The organism is Bernardetia sp. (assembly GCF_020630935.1).
In the GTDB taxonomy this organism is placed as follows: domain Bacteria; phylum Bacteroidota; class Bacteroidia; order Cytophagales; family Bernardetiaceae; genus Bernardetia.
Map to the genome: position 1 here is coordinate 1 of NZ_JAHDIG010000059.1, position 17,674 is coordinate 17,674.

The following is a 17,674-nucleotide window of genomic DNA, read 5'->3' on the forward strand; positions in this document are numbered from 1 at the left end:
TAGTGTGGGAAAATCGTTCTACATTTGCAAGTGGTAGTTTAGGCTCTGCTGGTGGAGATTTGAATGGAAACTATTCCAACTTACAAATCAATCCAAATGCTGTTACGGAAACAGAATTAGCTAACAGTTCGGTTACCACTTCAAAAATTCAAAGCACTGGAAACGATTTAGTTCTGACAACAGACGCAACTGGAAACGTAATGTGGGAAAATAGAAACTCATTTACTACTGGTTCGCTTGGTTCTGCTGGTGGAGATTTGAATGGAAATTATTCCAACTTACAAATTAATCCAAATGCTGTTACAGAAACAGAATTAGCTAACAGTTCGGTTACTACTTCAAAAATTCAAAGTACAGGAAACGATTTAGTTCTGACAACAGACGCAACTGGAAACGTAGTGTGGGAAAATAGAAACTCATTTACTGCTGGTTCGCTTGGCTCTGCTGGTGGAGATTTGAATGGAAATTATTCCAACCTACAAATTAATCCAAATGCTGTTACAGAAACAGAAATTGCTAACAATGCTGTAACTGCAAATAAAATTCAAAACGGAGCAGTTACGGATGCAAAAATATCTTCTTTAGATCCTTCTAAATTACAACAAGATGGAGCTTCTAATGGACAAGTTTTAAAGTGGGACGGAAGCAGTTGGTCGCCTGCTAATGATAATAATTTTGGAGGAAGTGGAGCAATATCTTATTATAGTATAGACCCTTTTGATTTTAAAGCTGGTTTGAGTGAAGGAGGCGACGAGTCAAAGAATAATGTTATAGTCTTTGAAAACTATACACAAGCTGTTACTATACATAAAGATAATGAAGGAGAAACTATATCTGCTGCATTTCATCTCCCTCATGGAGCAACAGTTCAATCTATCACAGTATATTATTTAGACGATAGAGGAGGTAATATAGATTTTTATGTGGACAGAAAAGCCTTTGGAACGGCAACAACCGTAATAAGTTCAGCAACTTCTAATGAGAATGATAATTCAGTTTCGACAAAAGTACTTGGAACTTCTTTTGTTATCGACAATCAGAACTATTCGTATGCTTTTAGAGCTGTTTTTGATGTTGGAGGAGGAGATGTTGATGACGTTTCAGACATAGAACACGCAATATATGGAGTTAAAATACAATATATGATACCATAAACTTAACAAAATCATACTTTATTAGAGTACTGGACACAAGATAAAAAGTTGTTGGTGTCGCTATGCTAAAACATCAACTAACGGTATTTTTCCCCTGTTCTGTGACTCACAGAACAGCAAATATCTGTTCATGTCCAGTACTCTAATACTTTATACCCTACTTTTACAATAGTATTAAAAAGTAGGGTAATTTTTTTTCTATAAAATACAATTAGGTAATCTTTCGTTTTATTTGTTTTTTTGCAGTCTCATTCATTTCAAAAAACAAACCCATGCCACACTACGACAACGACTTTCGCAACAACAGAAAATCTACTTCTAACTTTATTTTTGGATGGCATCCAGTTTTGGAAGCACTTAGAAGCGACCAAACTATTGATAAGATTTTGGTAGAAAAAGACCTCAAAAGTGAAGAGCTAAAAGAACTTATGAGCCTCGTCAAGAAGCAAAGTATTTATGTTCAGAAAGTCCCAGTAGAAAAACTCAACCGAGTTACACGTAAAAACCACCAAGGTGTAGTGGCATTTGTTTCTGAAATTGATTTTGTTCCTTTAGAAAATATTGTAGCTGGAGCATTTGAAGCTGGAAAAAACCCTTTGATTTTGATTTTGGACAGAATTACAGATGTTCGCAATTTTGGAGCGATTGTTCGCTCGGCAGAATGTACTGGAGTAGATGGAATTGTCATTCCAACACGCCAAACGGCACAAATGGGAGCAGATGCTGTCAAGACTTCGGCTGGCGCACTAATGCACGTTCCAATTTGTAGATATAGAAGCCTTGTAGGGGCAGTCAATTTTTTGAAAGAATCGGGTTTGAAAGTAGTGGCTTGTACGGAAAAGACAAAAAATCAAATCTATGATTTAGCACTAGATATGCCACTCGCTATTGTGATGGGTTCGGAAGAAGTAGGCATCTCGCCAGAAGTTTTGGAAGTGGTAGATGAGCGTATGAGCTTGCCTATGCTTGGAAAAATTGGTTCTTTAAATGTTTCAGTAGCCACAGGCGTTGCACTTTATGAAGTAGTTAGGCAGAGAGGATAAATTTTTAAGTTACTCTAAAGAATACACAAAAAGTGTATCATTCTGAATTTTAAAAATGGTCTGACAGAATGGAATTAAATTTTGTTTTTTAGGTAGAATTGTAACCATTCTATCATTCATAAAATCTCTCGTGTTAAATTTTCCATTGATTAGACTATCAATATTTTCTACACTTTTATCTTCATTGACTTGAATAAAGTAATATTTGTTTGATTTATATTTTTCAAAAACTAAAACCATTGAATTTTGGTAAGGTATAAAACCTGATAGATTCTTTTCAAAAGAATCTCCTGAAAAAATTACTTCATCTTGCTCTACAATCTTCATTTTTTCTTCATACGATAACCTATGAAGTTGATTGTTTAAGGAATCTAAATTTTGTTCATTAGTTTGTCTTAGCACCTTTGGATTTTTGATTCTTTCTATTGTCATAGAACAACCCATGTGGCAACCATTTCCAACAATCCAATAAGCATTATTTATCCAAAAAATTCCTTTTGCTTTTCCTGTGATTGTAAAATATCTATTTCTAGTCTTCTTATCTTCAAAAACCACTAGAGAAACCATATAATCGAAATCTTTGACATAAACTTTATAGTTTTCATCTTCATTGGATACAAATTTATTCAAAGGACTACGATTGATATAATAAGAATCTTCTTGATAAGTTGTGTTTAACCCAAACTCAGAAATATCTTTAGGAAAAAGACAGCGAAAACCTACCATTGGCTCATGATAAGATGCTAATTTTTCTATGCAACTTCGCTCTTGTGGGTATGGTACATTACTCAATGTCCTATACTCAACAACCAATTTTGATTTCTCTCTTTTGGGCGTTCTAACATTACTTTCAGAGTTACAACCCACCAAAAACAAACTCAAAAAGGCATATAGAAGGTTTTTCATAAGAATTAATTGAATTAGTCTATCTTTGCGAATACAGAATTTTATGGTTATGGAATAATAACTAGAAAAGTTTGAAAAAATTACTTTATCAAATAGAATTTTACAGTGTTCAGACTAATTACTGACAACTGTTTACTGCTAACTGAAATTTGAAATGTTTAGCTTCTGGGAAAAAAAATCATTTAAGAAATACGATTATATCATTGTTGGTGCCGGAATTACAGGGCTTTCAACGGCTGCTAGTTTGGTAGAAAAATATCCAAGAGCAAAAATAGCTGTTTTGGAACGTGGGTTTTTACCTACTGGAGCGAGTACAAAAAATGCAGGTTTTGCTTGTTTTGGTAGTCTTTCTGAAATTGCTTCTGACTTGGAAACGATGAGCGAAACAGAACTGACCCAGCTTGTAGAAAGCCGTTTGAACGGATTAGAAAAATTACGTAACCGTTTGGGAGATAAAAAGATAGGATATAAAAATTATGGTGGTTATGAACTGATTTTGGATAAACAAGTTCCTTACTTGGAAAAGTTAGAAGAAATAAACAACCTTTTGCAACCCATTTTTGAAGGACAAAATGTATTTAAAACTAAAGACGGACTCATCGAAGGTTTTGGTTTTAATGCTCGTTATGTGCGTAGGATAGTCTATAATCGTTTTGAGGGACAGATTCATACAGGCAAAATGATGAAGTCTTTGCTGAAATACGTCCAAAAACGAGGTGTTACTATTTTTACAGGCTGTGAAGTGATAGACTTTGAAGATGTAGAAAATGAAAATACAGATAAAAAAAATAGTGTTGTCGTAAGAATCAAAAATCCATTACAAAATGATTTGTCTGAGAATTTAGCTATTGAACTGACAGCTTCAAAAGTAGCTATCTGTACGAATGCTTTTTCTAAAAAACTCCTTCCAAGTTTGGATTTACAAGCAGGAAGAGGACAAGTTTTGGCTACCAAACCGTTAAAATATTTACGATTTAAGGGGACATTTCACTTAGACGAAGGTTTTTATTATTTCCGAAACTTTGGAAAAAGAATCATTTTAGGAGGAGGCAGGAATATGGATTTTGAAGGAGAGACTACCACAAAACTAGAGACGACAGAGCTAATTTTGGAAGACTTAAAGTCAAAACTAAGCGAAATTATCATACCCAAACAAAAGTTTGAAATAGACACTACTTGGGCAGGTATTATGGCATTTACTGAAAGCTCAAAAACAAAAATTCCATTGCTAGAAAACCATTCTAAAAACGTGGTTTTAGGTGTTCGCTTGGGAGGAATGGGCGTTGCGCTAGGAAGCAAGCTAGGAGAAGAAATAGCTCAAAAAATGATAAATGAGCAGTAAATTAGTCCATACTGTTTACATAATCTCTAAAAAAATTTTCAAAAAGTTCTAAAGAATGAGCGTCGGAGTGGGCATTGAATCGAATTACTTTGCTCCACTCTATTCGGTCTGTGATGCCTAATTTATTACACATAAAAGAACTAAAATTAAACATAAATTCATTCAGAGCATCGTCTTGCATCGCCATCAGATAGCCTTGAATCACATAACTGGCATCTTCCACACGATTGATAGCACCAGCTTCTTTGTAAGTAGTTAAGAAAAAAATGTAATCTATAAAACGGAGCATAAATAATGGAAAATGAATAATTAAAAATTATAAGTTAGATAGTTTTTTATTTTTTAATAAAAGCAGCTGCCCCTCCACAAATCTCATCTATATCTGTAGTATCTTTTCTAGCAAATGCAAGATAATAAATACCTGTTTGAGGAAAAGTAAACTTAGTTTCACGTATTTTTTCGCTTAACTCTCTTGTTTCCATTTTTATAACTTTTCGTCTGTTATTGAATACCTTAAAAGACAAGTTATCTAATTTACCACGTTTGATTTGGGTTATAAATTTTAGGCTTACTCCCTCTTCCCCAACCGTTGTATATTCAACTTTATCTCTTCGTATGTCATAACGATTCGTTTCTTCATTCCTAACAAAAGACATATTTAAATTATAATTTTTATGATATTTATAACCATCTTCTAAATAAGAATCTATTTCTAGAATATCTCCACCACAACATTTGATTCTATTCTCTACTTCATTTTCAGTTGAAAGAATAGTTATAAAAGAAAAAAGTAAAACAAATAATAACTTCATAAACCAAATAATTATGAATTAACAACTAAAAAACTACCACTTTCTACTACTTAAAACTAGATGGGTAGAACCTAACATTAAGATAATCAATGAAAAGAAGTATAACAAATTACGAGAATCTATTAGTCCCTTACTAAGCGACTGATAATGAAAATCTATTCCCAACTGACTAATAAAATAAGCTGTATCTGACCAAACATTTAGGCTTGAAAGCGACGTAAAGCCTTCATAAAGGAAAAAGCACAAGAAAACAGCCAAAATAAATGCTACAATCTGATTTTCAGTAAGCGAAGATGCAAAAACACCAATAGCCGTAAAAACTGCTCCCAGCAAAATAAGTCCAATAAACGAACCCACAAAAGCAGCACTATCCAAGTTTCCGACAGGATTTCCTAGCTGATAAACGCTATAATAATAAATGAGAGTAGGTAAAAGTGCAAACAAAACCAACACCCACGCAGCAAAATATTTTCCTAATATAATTTCCCAATCCGAAACAGGACGAGTAAAGAGCAGTTCCATTGTTCCTGCTCGTTTTTCTTCAGCAAAACAGCGCATCGTAACGGCTGGAATCAAAAAAAGAAAAATGTATGGCGCAACTGAAAAAAGTGGATAAAGGTCTGCAAAACCGTATTCCAAAACGCTTGTCTGTGGAAAAACCCACACAAAAAGTCCCATTGCTACTAAAAAAATAATGAGAACAATATAACCAATCAAGGAACTAAAAAAGGAACGTATTTCTTTTAAAAATAAATTGAGCATAGTCAGATTTTTATGTCGTTTTAGTGTGTTACAAAGGTAGCAAAAACCAACTCTCTGTTTAAATTTTTGTTATGTTTTATGTGTATGCTAAAATGGTTGCTTATATTTGTAACAATAAATTTATTAGCATAAATATAGCTTTAAAATAAAACTTCTATGGCTGTTACTGACAAAACTAATACATATCAATCTCCTGCTCCCCATGGAGGAACGTTTGATGTTCCTGTAAATTATGATGCTCAAAACGATATTTACGATACGCTCAAAACACCAGCAGCACAAAAGGAATATTATGAAAAAGAGGGTTATTTAATTATTCGTAATCTTATTCCAGAATCGCTTTGTGATGCAGCCAAAGAAGCCTTTGACAATGAGGTAAAGCCATATAATGGTTATATTTATCGTCAAGCCTCTGCCAATCCTGAAAAGCACAAGCTGACGGACTATCAATACATGATTAACTCAATTCTTAATATTCAGTCATTGGATAAGAGTAAGTTCCCAACCTTTAGAGAAAAGGGAATGGAAATGCTTGCCAGCGAAGAAATTAAGGCTGCTCTAAGTAATTTAATGTCTGATGACCCAAAACTTGTACAGAGCATGTTTTTTGAGGGCAACCCAGCAACATGGGCGCATCAAGACAGCTATTACTTAGATTCCTCTGAACTAGGACGAATGGTAGGTAGCTGGATAGCGATTGAAGATATTGCACCAGGGGCTGGGCGTTTTTATGTCTATCCAAAAAGTCATTTGATTGATATGGAAAAAAATGGAGGAGACTTTGACATTGCCTTCAATCACGATAGATACAAAAAATTGGTAGTTGATATTATTCACAAATTTGAACTTGAATGTAGCGCACCTGTTTTAAGAAAAGGAGACGTACTTTTTTGGCATGGAAAAACCATTCATGGCAGTCTTGCCACTACACAGCCAGAGCATTCTCGCTCATCTTTTACAGGACATTATATTCCTGCCTCTACTGAGTTTTTGCAGTATCAGTCTCGTATCAAGAAATTAAACCTCAAGAAAGTAAATGGAATGGATATAAACTTTCCAAAAGACCAAAATGAGAGTCTCAATCGTCTTATTTTGAATGTAGAAACTACATTTCCGACAGCTTTTCAAATGGCTAAAAAACTAGCTATCAAATTGGTTACTAAATAAATTTTAAAAAATAAAAAATATTAATGGTCTAAGTTTCTTTATCTATTTTTTCAAATAATGGGAAACTTAGGCTTTTTGCTATTCACTAACTCTTCAATTCATGTATATTTTAGGTCTTAATGCTTACCATGGCGACTCTTCTGCCTGTATTTTAAAAGATGGAAAACTCATTGCAGCCACTGAAGAAGAACGCATTCGACGCATTAAACACTGGGCTGGTTTCCCAACAGAAGCCATAAAATTTTGTCTGAAAGAAGCTGGTATTTCTATCGAAGAGGTAGATTACATTACTATTTCTCGTAATCCTTCTTCCAACTTGTACAAGAAAATTATTTTTGCAGCCAGCAAAATGATTAGTTATGACACTATAAAAAGTCGTCTTCAAAACTCAAAAAAAATAGGAGGTGTAAAGCAAGAATTAGCAAAAGCTTTTCAGATAAACGAAAAAGATATTAAGGCAGAAGTTAAAAATATAGAACATCATCGCTCACATTTGGCAAGTGCGTTTTTCCCTTCTGATTTTGAAGAAGCTGCACTTCTTTCCATTGATGCCTTTGGAGATTTTACTTCTACGATGACAGGAACAGGAAAAGACAACCAAATTAGTGTTCTTGACCAAGTCAATTATCCTCATTCGATAGGCGAATTTTATACGACACTTACTCGTTATTTAGGCTTTCCAAAATACGGAGATGAATATAAAGTAATGGGACTTGCTCCTTATGGTAAGCCTGTTTATTTAGATGATTTTAGAGAAATCATAAAACTAAAATCTAATGGACTTTTTGAACTCAATTTAGATTATTTTAGGCACGATAAAGATGGCGTTACAATGTCTTGGGAAGGTGGAGAGCCACATGTAGATACGCCTATTTCGCCACTTTTAGAGAAGAAATTTGGCAAAATGCGTAAAAAAGATGAACCTCTCACACAACATCACATCGACCTAGCCACTTCTATACAGCGCATTACAGAAGAAACCATTTTCCATATTCTGAATCATTTACATAAAAAGACAGGATTAGACAACCTTTGTGTAGCAGGTGGAGTAGCCCAAAACTCTGTTGCTAACGGAAAAATATTACAAAATACGCCTTTCAAAAATGTGTATGTTCCAAGTGCAGGGCATGATGCAGGAACAGCTCTAGGTTCAGCTCTTTATTTCTACAACCATGAGCTAAAAAAACCTAGAATAGAACCGATTTGGCACGCCTACACAGGAAGTAATTACTCTGACTCAGAAATTGAGAGTATTTTAAAGCACGAGAAAGAGAACAAAGAGCTTGCAAAAGATATTCAGTTTTCAGTTTTAGATAATGAGGAACTTTATACGACTGTAACAGATGCTTTATTAGATGCAGGAGTAATTGGTTGGTTTCAAGGAAGTGCCGAGTTTGGTCCTAGAGCGTTGGGGAATCGTTCTATTCTTGTCGACCCACGTAGAACAGATGCTAAAGAGCTTCTGAATGAGAAAATTAAACGCAGAGAAAGTTTCCGTCCATTTGCGCCTTCGATTTTGGAAGAATATGTAGAAGAGTATTTTGAAGATGCTGATAGAGTGCCATTTATGGAAAAAGTTTATCCTATCAAAAAAGAAAAGCATGAGGTCATTCCAGCCGTTACGCACGTTGATGGAACAGGACGTTTGCAAACTGTTAGTGTAGCTACAAATCCTCGTTACCACAAACTTATCAGTACATTCAAAGAAAAAACAGGCGTTCCTGTTCTTTTAAATACGTCTTTCAATGAAAACGAACCGATTGTAAACACGCCACAAGAAGCCTTAGATTGTTTTCTAAGAACCAAAATGGATATGCTCGTTTTGGGAAATATTGTGGTAAGAAGAAAGTAAGATTTTCAGTCGTCGGTGGGGATACCGACAATGACTGTGTTTGATTACTTGCTTGTAGGACATGAGCAACAATAGATTTAATTGTCCATTATCCATTTTAAAATTATCAATTATTTATATATGATACTCGTAACAGGAGGAACAAAAGGCATAGGAAAAGCCATTTTAGAAAAATTTATGCAAAACGGACACGATGCCATTACGTGTTCTAGGAACAATGAAGAACTCTTTGCGCTCAAAGAGGAATTAGAAAAAAAATATTCTACCAAAGAAAATCCTGTGGTTTTGTATTACAGACAAGCTGATTTATCTAAAAAAGAGGATATTGTTGCTTTTGGAGATTACGCAAAGAAAATCATTTTATTAAATGAAAAAGAAGCTAAAAAAGAAGATGCTACTAAAAAACCTTTTGAGGTAATGGTGAACAATACAGGTGTTTTTATCCCTGGAAAAATATTAGAAGAAGAAGAGGGGAGTTTTGAAACTCAGATACATACGAACCTTTTTAGTGCTTATCACCTAACGAGAATGTTAGTGCCTGTTTTGGTGGAGCGAAAAGATGGACATCTTTTTAACATCTGCTCAACAGCAAGTATTACAGCCTATCCAAATGGTGGAAGCTACTGCATTTCGAAGTTTGCATTACACGGAATGACAAAAGTTTTGCGTGAGGAACTCAAAGAGCATAATGTAAAGGTTACTTCTGTCTTGCCTGGAGCGACTTATACAGCAAGCTGGGAAGGCGTAGAGCTACCACAAGAGCGTTTTATGCCTTCAAGTGATATTGCAGATACAATTTATTCGGTCTATTCACTTTCTAACCAAACCGTAGTGGAAGAAATTGTGATGCGCCCACAGCTTGGGGATATTGTGTAATGAGAAGCAAAACTAGCTAGTTTTTGGACTAACTAGTTTTATTCACTCTTAAATTTTTCACTTTTTCTAATTCTATATCTACTTCTGACAAGCGATTTACAAATTCTTTATTTGTAGGTGATAGTTCTACTATCTGCATAAATATCTCTTTAGCTTTTGATAAATAAGTGTTTGCAGACTCTGTATTGTTTTGGTTGTAATGCCATCTGCCCAAGTTCAAAAAGCCTACAGCAAGAGAATCAGTAAAATGTATATTATTAGGATTTCTGTTGTGTATTTCTGTTTTTGTAGCAATTTCTTTTTCCAAAAAAAATAGTGCTTGTTTTCTTTCATCTAGCATATTGTAACTAATAGCTAAGAGATTATAACAGGTAGATAACGCTACTTTGTGTTCTATATTTTGTTCTATATAAAATTTATTTTCAGCATGGTGTTTCATTTTCTCTAAGAAACCTATGGCTTTCTTAAACTCATTTTTTTTCATATAAACGCCTCCCAAATATTGCAAAGAAGTTATTAATAAATGCTTATATGTCATATTTTCTGGAACTTCTTTGAGCATTTTTTTAGCAAGTTCATTAAAAATAGTAAAGCACTCTAATGCATCTTCATAATTATTCAAGTCAAAATAAAGTACTCCTAGAAATTGTATTGAAATACTCAAATCATAAAGATTATCCTTTGAAAGAGAATATCTTTTTTCTTGAATCTCATAGAGGTTTTGAAAACAAAATAATGCATACTCGTAATCCCCTAATCTTTTTGCTATCAACCCTAATCTTTGATAAAACAAACTCAACATGTAGGCATTGTCTCTTTTGTGAGATAAATATAAACCACGAACTGCAAACTCTTTAGACTTTTCTAAATTTCCAATCTCATCAAAAGTATCAGAAATACTAGCATAGCTTTCCAAGTCTTCTTCATTCTCCTCCAACCAATTCTCTAAAAGTTCAGTAGTAATTTCATCATAGAAATTTAGATGAGGCTCTGTATTTAATCTATCAATGTAGTTGGCTATATTTGCGTAATTTTTAGATATAGAAATCTCTCTTATTGGTTTTGCCTCTTTCTCAAAAAGTCTATTTTCACCTAGTGCGATGGAGCGATTATAAAAAAGTGTTGTCTGTGGAATATACAAATCCCTAAAGGCTTCTTTTTTAAATTTTTTGAGCTTTTCATCCAATAAAACTTCACAAACAAATCCAAATTCATTTTCAAAACGTTCTACCCAGTCTTCATAGTTAGGCACGTCTCTGTCTATTCTACTTAAAATGGGTAAAATAAAAGGCTTTCGATTTCCTTCTTTCAAAAATGGGTGTTCTGAAATAGCTTTCGTTATACGCAAAGAACCTTCAAAGTTTTGGTCAGTTGGAGCTACTACCACTACATTTACATCTGGTAAAAGGATATTACAAATTCCAGAATAATCTGCTATTCCTGTTCGGCTGTCAATGAAAATGTAATCATAATCTAGTTCTTTGAGTTTGGTTTTGAGAAAACTAATAAAGACGTTTCCATCTCTCATTTCTGTAAACTCTCTCCAGTCAAAATCATTTAGCTTTCTTGTAAAACCTTCTTTTGAGTAGTTGGCACACGGAATCAAATCTACTTTTCCTTTACCTGTCTTGGAAACAATGAGGTCGTTTATAATATTTTCTTCTGTAAAAAAAGGGAGTTCTTCTTTCTCTATTTTTGCTCCTCGCTGCGCTACATTCATATACTTTTCTAGCACCTCTATCAAACCATCTTTCTCAACTTTCGTACTTTTCCCTTCCGAATCTTTAAAATAATGATGCAGTCCGGGAGCTTCCAAGTCCCATTCTAGCAATAATACTTTTTTATGTTTGTAAAAACACAAATAACTAGCAGCATTTGCAAGTAGCTGTGTTCTGCCTACACCACCTTTGTATGAGTAAAAGGAAACAAACATATTTATTAAAATTTAAAACTCTGATTTCTTATTTTGTCGTCTTTATCTAAATCTTGTATTTGGCTTGAAATTTTTAATCTGATGAGAGCTACATTACTCAATCCTCTGAAAAACTGCTCTTTCGTAGAAACTGGAAAAATATAATGTGTGTATTTTTCTTTGTAATCTATGTAGCAGTCATGTAAATTTTCAAACGTTGCCCTTATTTGAGTACGAATATACGCAAACAATTCAAATGAAATCGACTGACATACCAAAACAAGACACGCTCCTATGTTATCATTGTTGAAAGCTGTTGTTATTTTTAGATTTTCTTTGTTTAACGCAAAAGGGTCGACTATCAAAATAATCTTATCTGTATTCTTTAAAAAACGTGCTTTTTCATCTTTTGTTATTTTATCTTTCTCTACATAACGCTCTGTAACTTCAAAATCCACTTTAGTTTTGTACTCTTCTATCATTTCTGAAATAGAGTTTTCATCTATAAAAGGTTTCCACTTGCTACAATCTGCATTGTGATGTATGTGTTTAGGGATTTGTGATACGAGTTCTTTCTGACAAACGATATTATCTTTTGTAGTGGATAAAATACAGAGATTCAGAGCTTGATTATTTATTTCTTGATGAAACTCTCTTCTTTCTATTTCTTTAAGAAAAACAATCAGCCTCTCGTGATAATCTTGCTGAATATTACCATGCACGAACTCATCTTTGAACCTAGAATACCTAACTTTTAAACTGTAGTGGAACTGTTCAGAAACTTCTTGGATAACTTCAAAACATTTTGCGATTTTATTATTTTCTACACACTTAACAGCAATTTTAATAATTTCTTTCATAGATTAAAATTAAATTATGAAACAAGATACAAAAGTAATTATATCAAATCATAATTATAATTGAAAGAATTATACATTTAAAAATTCAATCGAAGTGTAGTCCACCCAGTAGTGGTTTCCCACGCTGGCGTTCCTGCTGAAACGTCTTCTCCTCCTGCATTACTATTCATTGGAGAAAGATTTTTCTCATTCAAAAGGTTTTTGATAGAAACTCCCCATTGAACTGTTTTGGTAATGTTCCACTGTGAAGAAAGATTTAAGATAAGTCCCCCATCTACTACTGTCTAATTCAGTAAGTTCGTCCAAAGAAAATTTATAGAGTTCGTTTTGAAGAGAATCTATTTGAGCTAAAGAAAAAGATGTTGTTGTTATAAAAAGTAATAAGGAGAATATAACCTTTCTCATATTTTTTTTAATTTGCCTTAAACTAATAGTAATAATCAGCTTCCTGTATATAGTTTAGTAAGTTAATCAATTATATTTAGATTTAAAATAGTCTAACCCAAAACCACTTAAATATTTTTTATGAAATTTCATTTTTCTATTGTTTTGCCTCTACTTTTTGTTTGCTTGTTTTGTTTTGGTAATTGCTTTGCCCAAAAAATAAGGTACGATATAGATAAAAAACGTATAGCACCTTTGCCCTTTGAAATAGAGGCTTATCTAAAAGAAAGAAACCTCAATCTTACTGTCGGAATATCTGTTATAAAGTTTGATAGATATAAAAATAATGGGGGTTTTGAAAGAGTGTATTCTAACACTATAGACAATAAAAGTACAGATAAAAAGGGGGCAGAAAAGTTTCCTACCATGAGCGTCTATAAATTTCATTTGGCTTTGGCTGTTTTGAGCCAAGTAGATGAGGGTAAATTTAAACTAAACGAAAAATTAATTATTCAAAAATCAGATATTTTAGAAAATACATATTCACCATTGAGGGAAGATTTAAAGAAAGAACATAAAGGAAATTATGAAGCAGAACTCCAAAAAGGAGTTTCTATACCACTTACAGAACTACTTTCTTATATGGTTTCGAAAAGCGATAATAACGCTTGTGATATTTTATTTCGCCTTTTGGGAGGAGAAAATTATATAGAAAAATATCAGTACAAAAGACCACTTTTGGAAGCCAAACTTATCCAAAATAGAAAAAGATATAATCAGAAAGGCGTACAGAAAACCAATAATTTTATTAAAAAATTAGGCTTAAAAAACACAACGATTGCTGCCAGTGAGGAAAAAATGCACGAAGATTTTCAAAATCAGTATCTAAATACAACCACACCACTTGATGCTACACTTTTATTAAGACATTTTTATAAAGGAAATATTTTAAAGAAAGAAACACATGACTTTCTGTGGAAGATTTTGGTAGAGACACAAACAGGTAGCAACAAAATAAAAGCTGGTTTGCCTCAAAGTGAAAATATTGTTCTAGGGCATAAAACAGGAAGTTCGTTTCGTAAAAAAATAGAAGGAAAAGAGTTTGGGTTAAAAGCAGCCGAAAATGATATTGGAATTGTAGAAACTCCCAATAGTACCTACGCTATTGCTATTTTCATAAAAAACTCTACTGAAAGTAATGAAATAAATGCTGGGCTAATAGAAGAACTTTCTAAAAAGGTATTTGAAGCAATACATTAAACAGTGATACAATTTCGCTTTTCAATGAATACAAAACTTTAAAATGTCTATTTTTTTTCTAACTACACCAACTCAAATTTCAAAAAGATGCGACAACAACTACTACTTCTTTGCTTTTTCTTGACTTCCACATCACTTTTTGCTCAAAATGATACTACAAAACTAGATATTATACTATCAAAAATAAAATTCGGTGCGTATTTGGAAACCTACTATATCTACGACTTTAATGAGCCAGAAAATCACGTACGACCTAATTTTTTCTATGCCTATCATCGTCATAATGAACTAGCTTTAAATCTAGGACTTATACAAGCCGAATATGAAACCTACTCCGCTCGTGCAAAGATTGCCCTTATGGCAGGAACGTATTCTAACATCAACCTAGCAGCCGAAGAAGGTGTTTTGAGAAATATTTATGAAGCATATATAGGAACTCGTCTTTCAAAAAACAAAAATCTTTGGGTAGATGCAGGTATTTTTAGTTCGCATATTGGCTTTGAGAGTGCAGTAGGAAAAGACTGTTGGAATATGACACGAAGTATTTTGGCTGAAAACTCGCCTTATTATGAAAGTGGAATCAAAATTTCTTACACTTCATACAATGAAAAGTGGTTTTTGTCTGGACTTTTGCTCAATGGCTGGCAACGCATTCAGAGAGTGGAGGGAAACCAAACACTAGGTTTTGGACATCAGATTACATTTTCTCCAACTGAAAAAGTAACATTAAATAGTAGTTCTTTTGTAGGGAATGATTATCCAACAGACGAGAAAAAAATGCGTTATTTTCATAATTTTTTCACACAGATTGATTTTTCTGAAAAATTTGGAATCATTGCAGGTTTCGACATCGGAACAGAACAAAAAGAAACAAAAAGTTCAGAGTATAATATATGGTATTCGCCTATTTTGATAGCAAGATACAAGCCTACTCAAAAAATTGCTTTAGCTGCAAGAATAGAACATTACAATGACCAAAATGGTGTTATCGTTCCCAAAACAACACAAAATGGGTTTCAAGTAACAGGTTTTTCATTCAATTTTGATTATGCCATTGCAGAAAAACTACTTTGGCGAATAGAATACAGAAATTTGAATAGCAAAGATGATTATTTTGTAAGAGATAATGAGCTAATTTCTACGAATCAGTTTTTGGGAAGTGCTTTGGCGATTAGTTTTTGATAAAAATATTTTATCATTTTTTTAATGAATGATATGCTCTTGTTAAAATTTGTACTATATTGAGATAATAATATTTTTTTACTAAAACATTAATTCTCTTTCACTTAATTTTAATAATTATGGTTATTTATGAGAGCGACTATTCTATCTTTGATTATGACAAAGAAAATTCTATTTTTTCACATATTTTCAAGCCTGATAGTGAAAATTTAGATAACGAAAAATTTAAAGAAGAAATGCTAATTTATCTTGACTTTTTCGCAAAATACAAACCCAAAAAAGCCTTGGTAAACAATCAAGAAATGCAGTTTATTATCGAACCCGAACTACAAGAGTGGCATGCTCAAAATATCTTTCCAAAGTGTATCGAACTTGGAGTAGAACAAGCTGCTATTGTAGAAACTCCTGATATATTTGCTCAAGTATCAATGGAACAACTTATGGAAGAGGAGAAAACAGGAGGGTTTGCAGTTCGTTTTTTTGATGACACAACAAAAGCAACCAATTGGCTAGTTTCTTAATTGTTTATCCTATCAACTTTAATATAAATACAAAATGAATAACCGTAAATCTATGAACAGCCTTTGGCTGGATATGCCTCAAGATGTTTGTACACGTCAAGGTTGTGAACCAATAGACTGGGCAACCTTACAACCTAAAAGCATTTTAGATGGAAAGTTTGTAGTTCGTGAAGGAACAGAAGACGATTTAAAGAGTGCTTCAGAGGCATACAAAACAGGCTTTCCTGCCCTCAAAGGATGTGATTTCGAATTACTTTTTCAGCCTGATGGCTTTGCTCCATTTTTAGGAACAGGAGAAACCTTCAATAAAGGCAACAATTTTCTGATTGTGGTGGAAGACGTAGAAAATAAACGAATCGCTTGTGCTTTAATAATCACAATGTGGAAAATGTTGCGTAGAGGAGAGTTATTAGTAATTGCTGCGCACGAAGATTATCAAGCCAATGGACTAGGAACTGAAATTTTGAATACTGCTGACAAGCTGTTTGAAGATTCGGGAGTAGAAATGGCTTACGGTTGGTGCGCTGCAATGCACACAGTTACACAAACTATTTTGAAAGATATGGGATATACTCCTAGAGCTGTTATTCCAGGACTTTATAGACTTTGGGCTGGAGATGAAGAAGGTGCAGAATATCGCAGAACAGTTGAGGTATTTTTTCAAAAGTTTTATAATGGAGCAGAGGATATGTGTACACAAGATTTGAACCTTTTGCCAGAAGTAGAAAAATTGCTTATTCCGTGGCGTGAATAATCTGTAATTTTTCTATCTTAGAGAATCCACTTATTTTTTTAATGAATAAGTGGTTTTTTTTAATGAAAATTATTATGAAATTATACCATAGTTTACTGATTTTTACTGTTTTAGCTCTACTTGGTAGCTGCAAACCCTACAAAGACGTTTCTGAAAAGCAGCAGGATAATCTTTTGATTCAAAACAGCATTCAAAGTGATTATGCAATAGAGAATATTTACAATATCAAGAGAAAAACCACTTTAGAACTGAATTTGGAAAAAGGAAAGAGATATAAGTTTCAGTATTTTTCGAAGCGTTATTTTGATATGCTTTTACTTGATTCTCAGTCAGAAATCATAGCAGAAAATAAAATTACTTACGGAGATTCTTCCTATCGAAATAAGATTATCATTTTTGATTGCAAGAATACAGGAAAGTATAATTTGAAATTTAGTGGCAAATATTTTCCTAATTCTGCTTTATTAGCTGTGGCTTCGCAAGATTTGACAAGTGAAATAGATGAGAAATATGCTTTGATTAAAAACTATACTATTTATCATAGAATATATTGGACTTATCCTGAAGTTCCAACTTATACTTGCATTTTTAGTAAAGGAACAAAATATAAATTTAGTCTTGAAAAAGGAATAACGAACGTAAAATTATACAAAGGGAATAGCAGGAAAGCAACAACGGAATTCTACTTACACCCAAAGGAAAATGAGGTTGTATTTGAATGCAAAGCAACAGGCGTTTATTATTTAAAAGCTATAAACTATATAAAAGATGAGCCTTCCATAATTGGTTTGTATTTCAATCGTTCTGATAGCCTAAAGACAAAAAAATAGGTCAAAGACAAGTCTTCAACCTAAAAATGTTATCTAGCTGTTGTTGGTGTCTCCACT

The 17,674-nt window shown here is 33.2% G+C and carries 17 protein-coding genes; 11 read left to right on the forward strand and 6 right to left on the reverse strand.

The annotated features are described in order from the left end of the window. Window positions 1–1,154: hypothetical protein (locus QZ659_RS15215; protein WP_291726973.1), on the forward strand; the 1,154-nt coding region annotated here is incomplete at its 5' end. 272 nt (window positions 1,155–1,426) lie between these two features. Continuing rightward, window positions 1,427–2,197: a 23S rRNA (guanosine(2251)-2'-O)-methyltransferase RlmB gene (gene rlmB / locus QZ659_RS15220; protein ID WP_291726974.1), complete on the forward strand. Its 771-nt coding sequence runs from the start codon at window positions 1,427–1,429 to the stop codon at window positions 2,195–2,197. Window positions 2,198–2,206: 9 nt separating this feature from the next. Here the strand turns inward: rlmB and QZ659_RS15225 are convergent, their stop codons facing one another. Continuing rightward, window positions 2,207–3,103 (reverse strand): hypothetical protein, encoded by an 897-nt coding sequence (locus tag QZ659_RS15225; protein WP_291726976.1) that lies wholly within the window; start codon window positions 3,101–3,103, stop codon window positions 2,207–2,209. Between the two features lie 154 nt (window positions 3,104–3,257). Between QZ659_RS15225 and QZ659_RS15230 the strand changes: the two genes are divergently transcribed. Beyond that, window positions 3,258–4,445 carry an NAD(P)/FAD-dependent oxidoreductase gene (locus QZ659_RS15230; RefSeq protein WP_291726978.1) on the forward strand — a complete coding sequence of 396 codons (1,188 nt, stop codon included), beginning with the start codon at window positions 3,258–3,260 and terminating at the stop codon, window positions 4,443–4,445. Window position 4,446: 1 nt separating this feature from the next. On the opposite strand, the gene QZ659_RS15235 is transcribed toward QZ659_RS15230, so the two are convergent. Genes QZ659_RS15235 through gldF form a run of 3 tightly spaced genes read right to left on the reverse strand, consistent with a single transcriptional unit; the run spans window position 4,447 to window position 6,019 of the window. Beyond that, the gene (locus QZ659_RS15235; RefSeq protein WP_291726981.1) at window positions 4,447–4,734 is read right to left on the reverse strand and encodes a hypothetical protein; all 288 of its coding nucleotides are present in this window, start codon (window positions 4,732–4,734) and stop codon (window positions 4,447–4,449) included. 46 nt (window positions 4,735–4,780) lie between these two features. Further along, entirely contained in the window at window positions 4,781–5,257 is a 477-nt protein-coding gene (locus QZ659_RS15240) for a hypothetical protein (RefSeq protein ID WP_291726983.1), read from the reverse strand. Window positions 5,258–5,290: 33 nt separating this feature from the next. After that, window positions 5,291–6,019, reverse strand: a complete 729-nt coding sequence (gldF, locus tag QZ659_RS15245; RefSeq protein ID WP_291726986.1) for a gliding motility-associated ABC transporter permease subunit GldF — start codon at window positions 6,017–6,019, stop codon at window positions 5,291–5,293. A gap of 156 nt (window positions 6,020–6,175) precedes the next feature. Between gldF and QZ659_RS15250 the strand changes: the two genes are divergently transcribed. From QZ659_RS15250 to QZ659_RS15260, 3 genes are all read left to right on the forward strand, one after another. After that, the gene (locus QZ659_RS15250) at window positions 6,176–7,186 is read left to right on the forward strand and encodes a phytanoyl-CoA dioxygenase family protein (RefSeq protein WP_291726989.1); all 1,011 of its coding nucleotides are present in this window, start codon (window positions 6,176–6,178) and stop codon (window positions 7,184–7,186) included. A gap of 100 nt (window positions 7,187–7,286) precedes the next feature. After that, entirely contained in the window at window positions 7,287–9,038 is a 1,752-nt protein-coding gene (locus tag QZ659_RS15255) for a carbamoyltransferase (protein ID WP_291726991.1), read from the forward strand. 120 nt (window positions 9,039–9,158) lie between these two features. Beyond that, window positions 9,159–9,914 carry an SDR family oxidoreductase gene (locus QZ659_RS15260; protein ID WP_291726992.1) on the forward strand — a complete coding sequence of 252 codons (756 nt, stop codon included), beginning with the start codon at window positions 9,159–9,161 and terminating at the stop codon, window positions 9,912–9,914. A gap of 28 nt (window positions 9,915–9,942) precedes the next feature. On the opposite strand, the gene QZ659_RS15265 is transcribed toward QZ659_RS15260, so the two are convergent. Together QZ659_RS15265 and QZ659_RS15270 are read right to left on the reverse strand one after the other, a co-directional pair. Then, window positions 9,943–11,847 carry a KGGVGR-motif variant AAA ATPase gene (locus QZ659_RS15265; RefSeq protein WP_291726993.1) on the reverse strand — a complete coding sequence of 635 codons (1,905 nt, stop codon included), beginning with the start codon at window positions 11,845–11,847 and terminating at the stop codon, window positions 9,943–9,945. Between the two features lie 5 nt (window positions 11,848–11,852). Continuing rightward, window positions 11,853–12,686, reverse strand: coding sequence for a hypothetical protein (locus QZ659_RS15270; RefSeq protein WP_291726994.1), 834 nt, complete (start codon window positions 12,684–12,686; stop codon window positions 11,853–11,855). A gap of 525 nt (window positions 12,687–13,211) precedes the next feature. On the opposite strand from QZ659_RS15270, the gene QZ659_RS15275 reads away from it, so the two are divergent. The 5 genes from QZ659_RS15275 to QZ659_RS15295 all read left to right on the forward strand — a co-directional run bounded on the left by QZ659_RS15275 (window position 13,212) and on the right by QZ659_RS15295 (window position 17,617). After that, the gene (locus QZ659_RS15275; protein WP_291726995.1) at window positions 13,212–14,330 is read left to right on the forward strand and encodes a serine hydrolase; all 1,119 of its coding nucleotides are present in this window, start codon (window positions 13,212–13,214) and stop codon (window positions 14,328–14,330) included. An 87-nt stretch (window positions 14,331–14,417) separates the two neighbouring features. Beyond that, window positions 14,418–15,512 carry a porin gene (locus tag QZ659_RS15280; protein WP_291726997.1) on the forward strand — a complete coding sequence of 365 codons (1,095 nt, stop codon included), beginning with the start codon at window positions 14,418–14,420 and terminating at the stop codon, window positions 15,510–15,512. 119 nt (window positions 15,513–15,631) lie between these two features. After that, complete coding sequence (locus QZ659_RS15285) at window positions 15,632–16,033, forward strand: hypothetical protein (RefSeq protein ID WP_291726998.1); 402 nt, start codon at window positions 15,632–15,634, stop codon at window positions 16,031–16,033. Window positions 16,034–16,067: 34 nt separating this feature from the next. Beyond that, window positions 16,068–16,787 (forward strand): GNAT family N-acetyltransferase, encoded by a 720-nt coding sequence (locus QZ659_RS15290; RefSeq protein WP_291727000.1) that lies wholly within the window; start codon window positions 16,068–16,070, stop codon window positions 16,785–16,787. A 74-nt stretch (window positions 16,788–16,861) separates the two neighbouring features. Beyond that, a complete protein-coding gene (locus tag QZ659_RS15295; RefSeq protein ID WP_291727002.1) occupies window positions 16,862–17,617 on the forward strand; it encodes a hypothetical protein in 756 nt (251 codons plus the stop codon). Window positions 17,618–17,674: the final 57 nt, after the last annotated feature.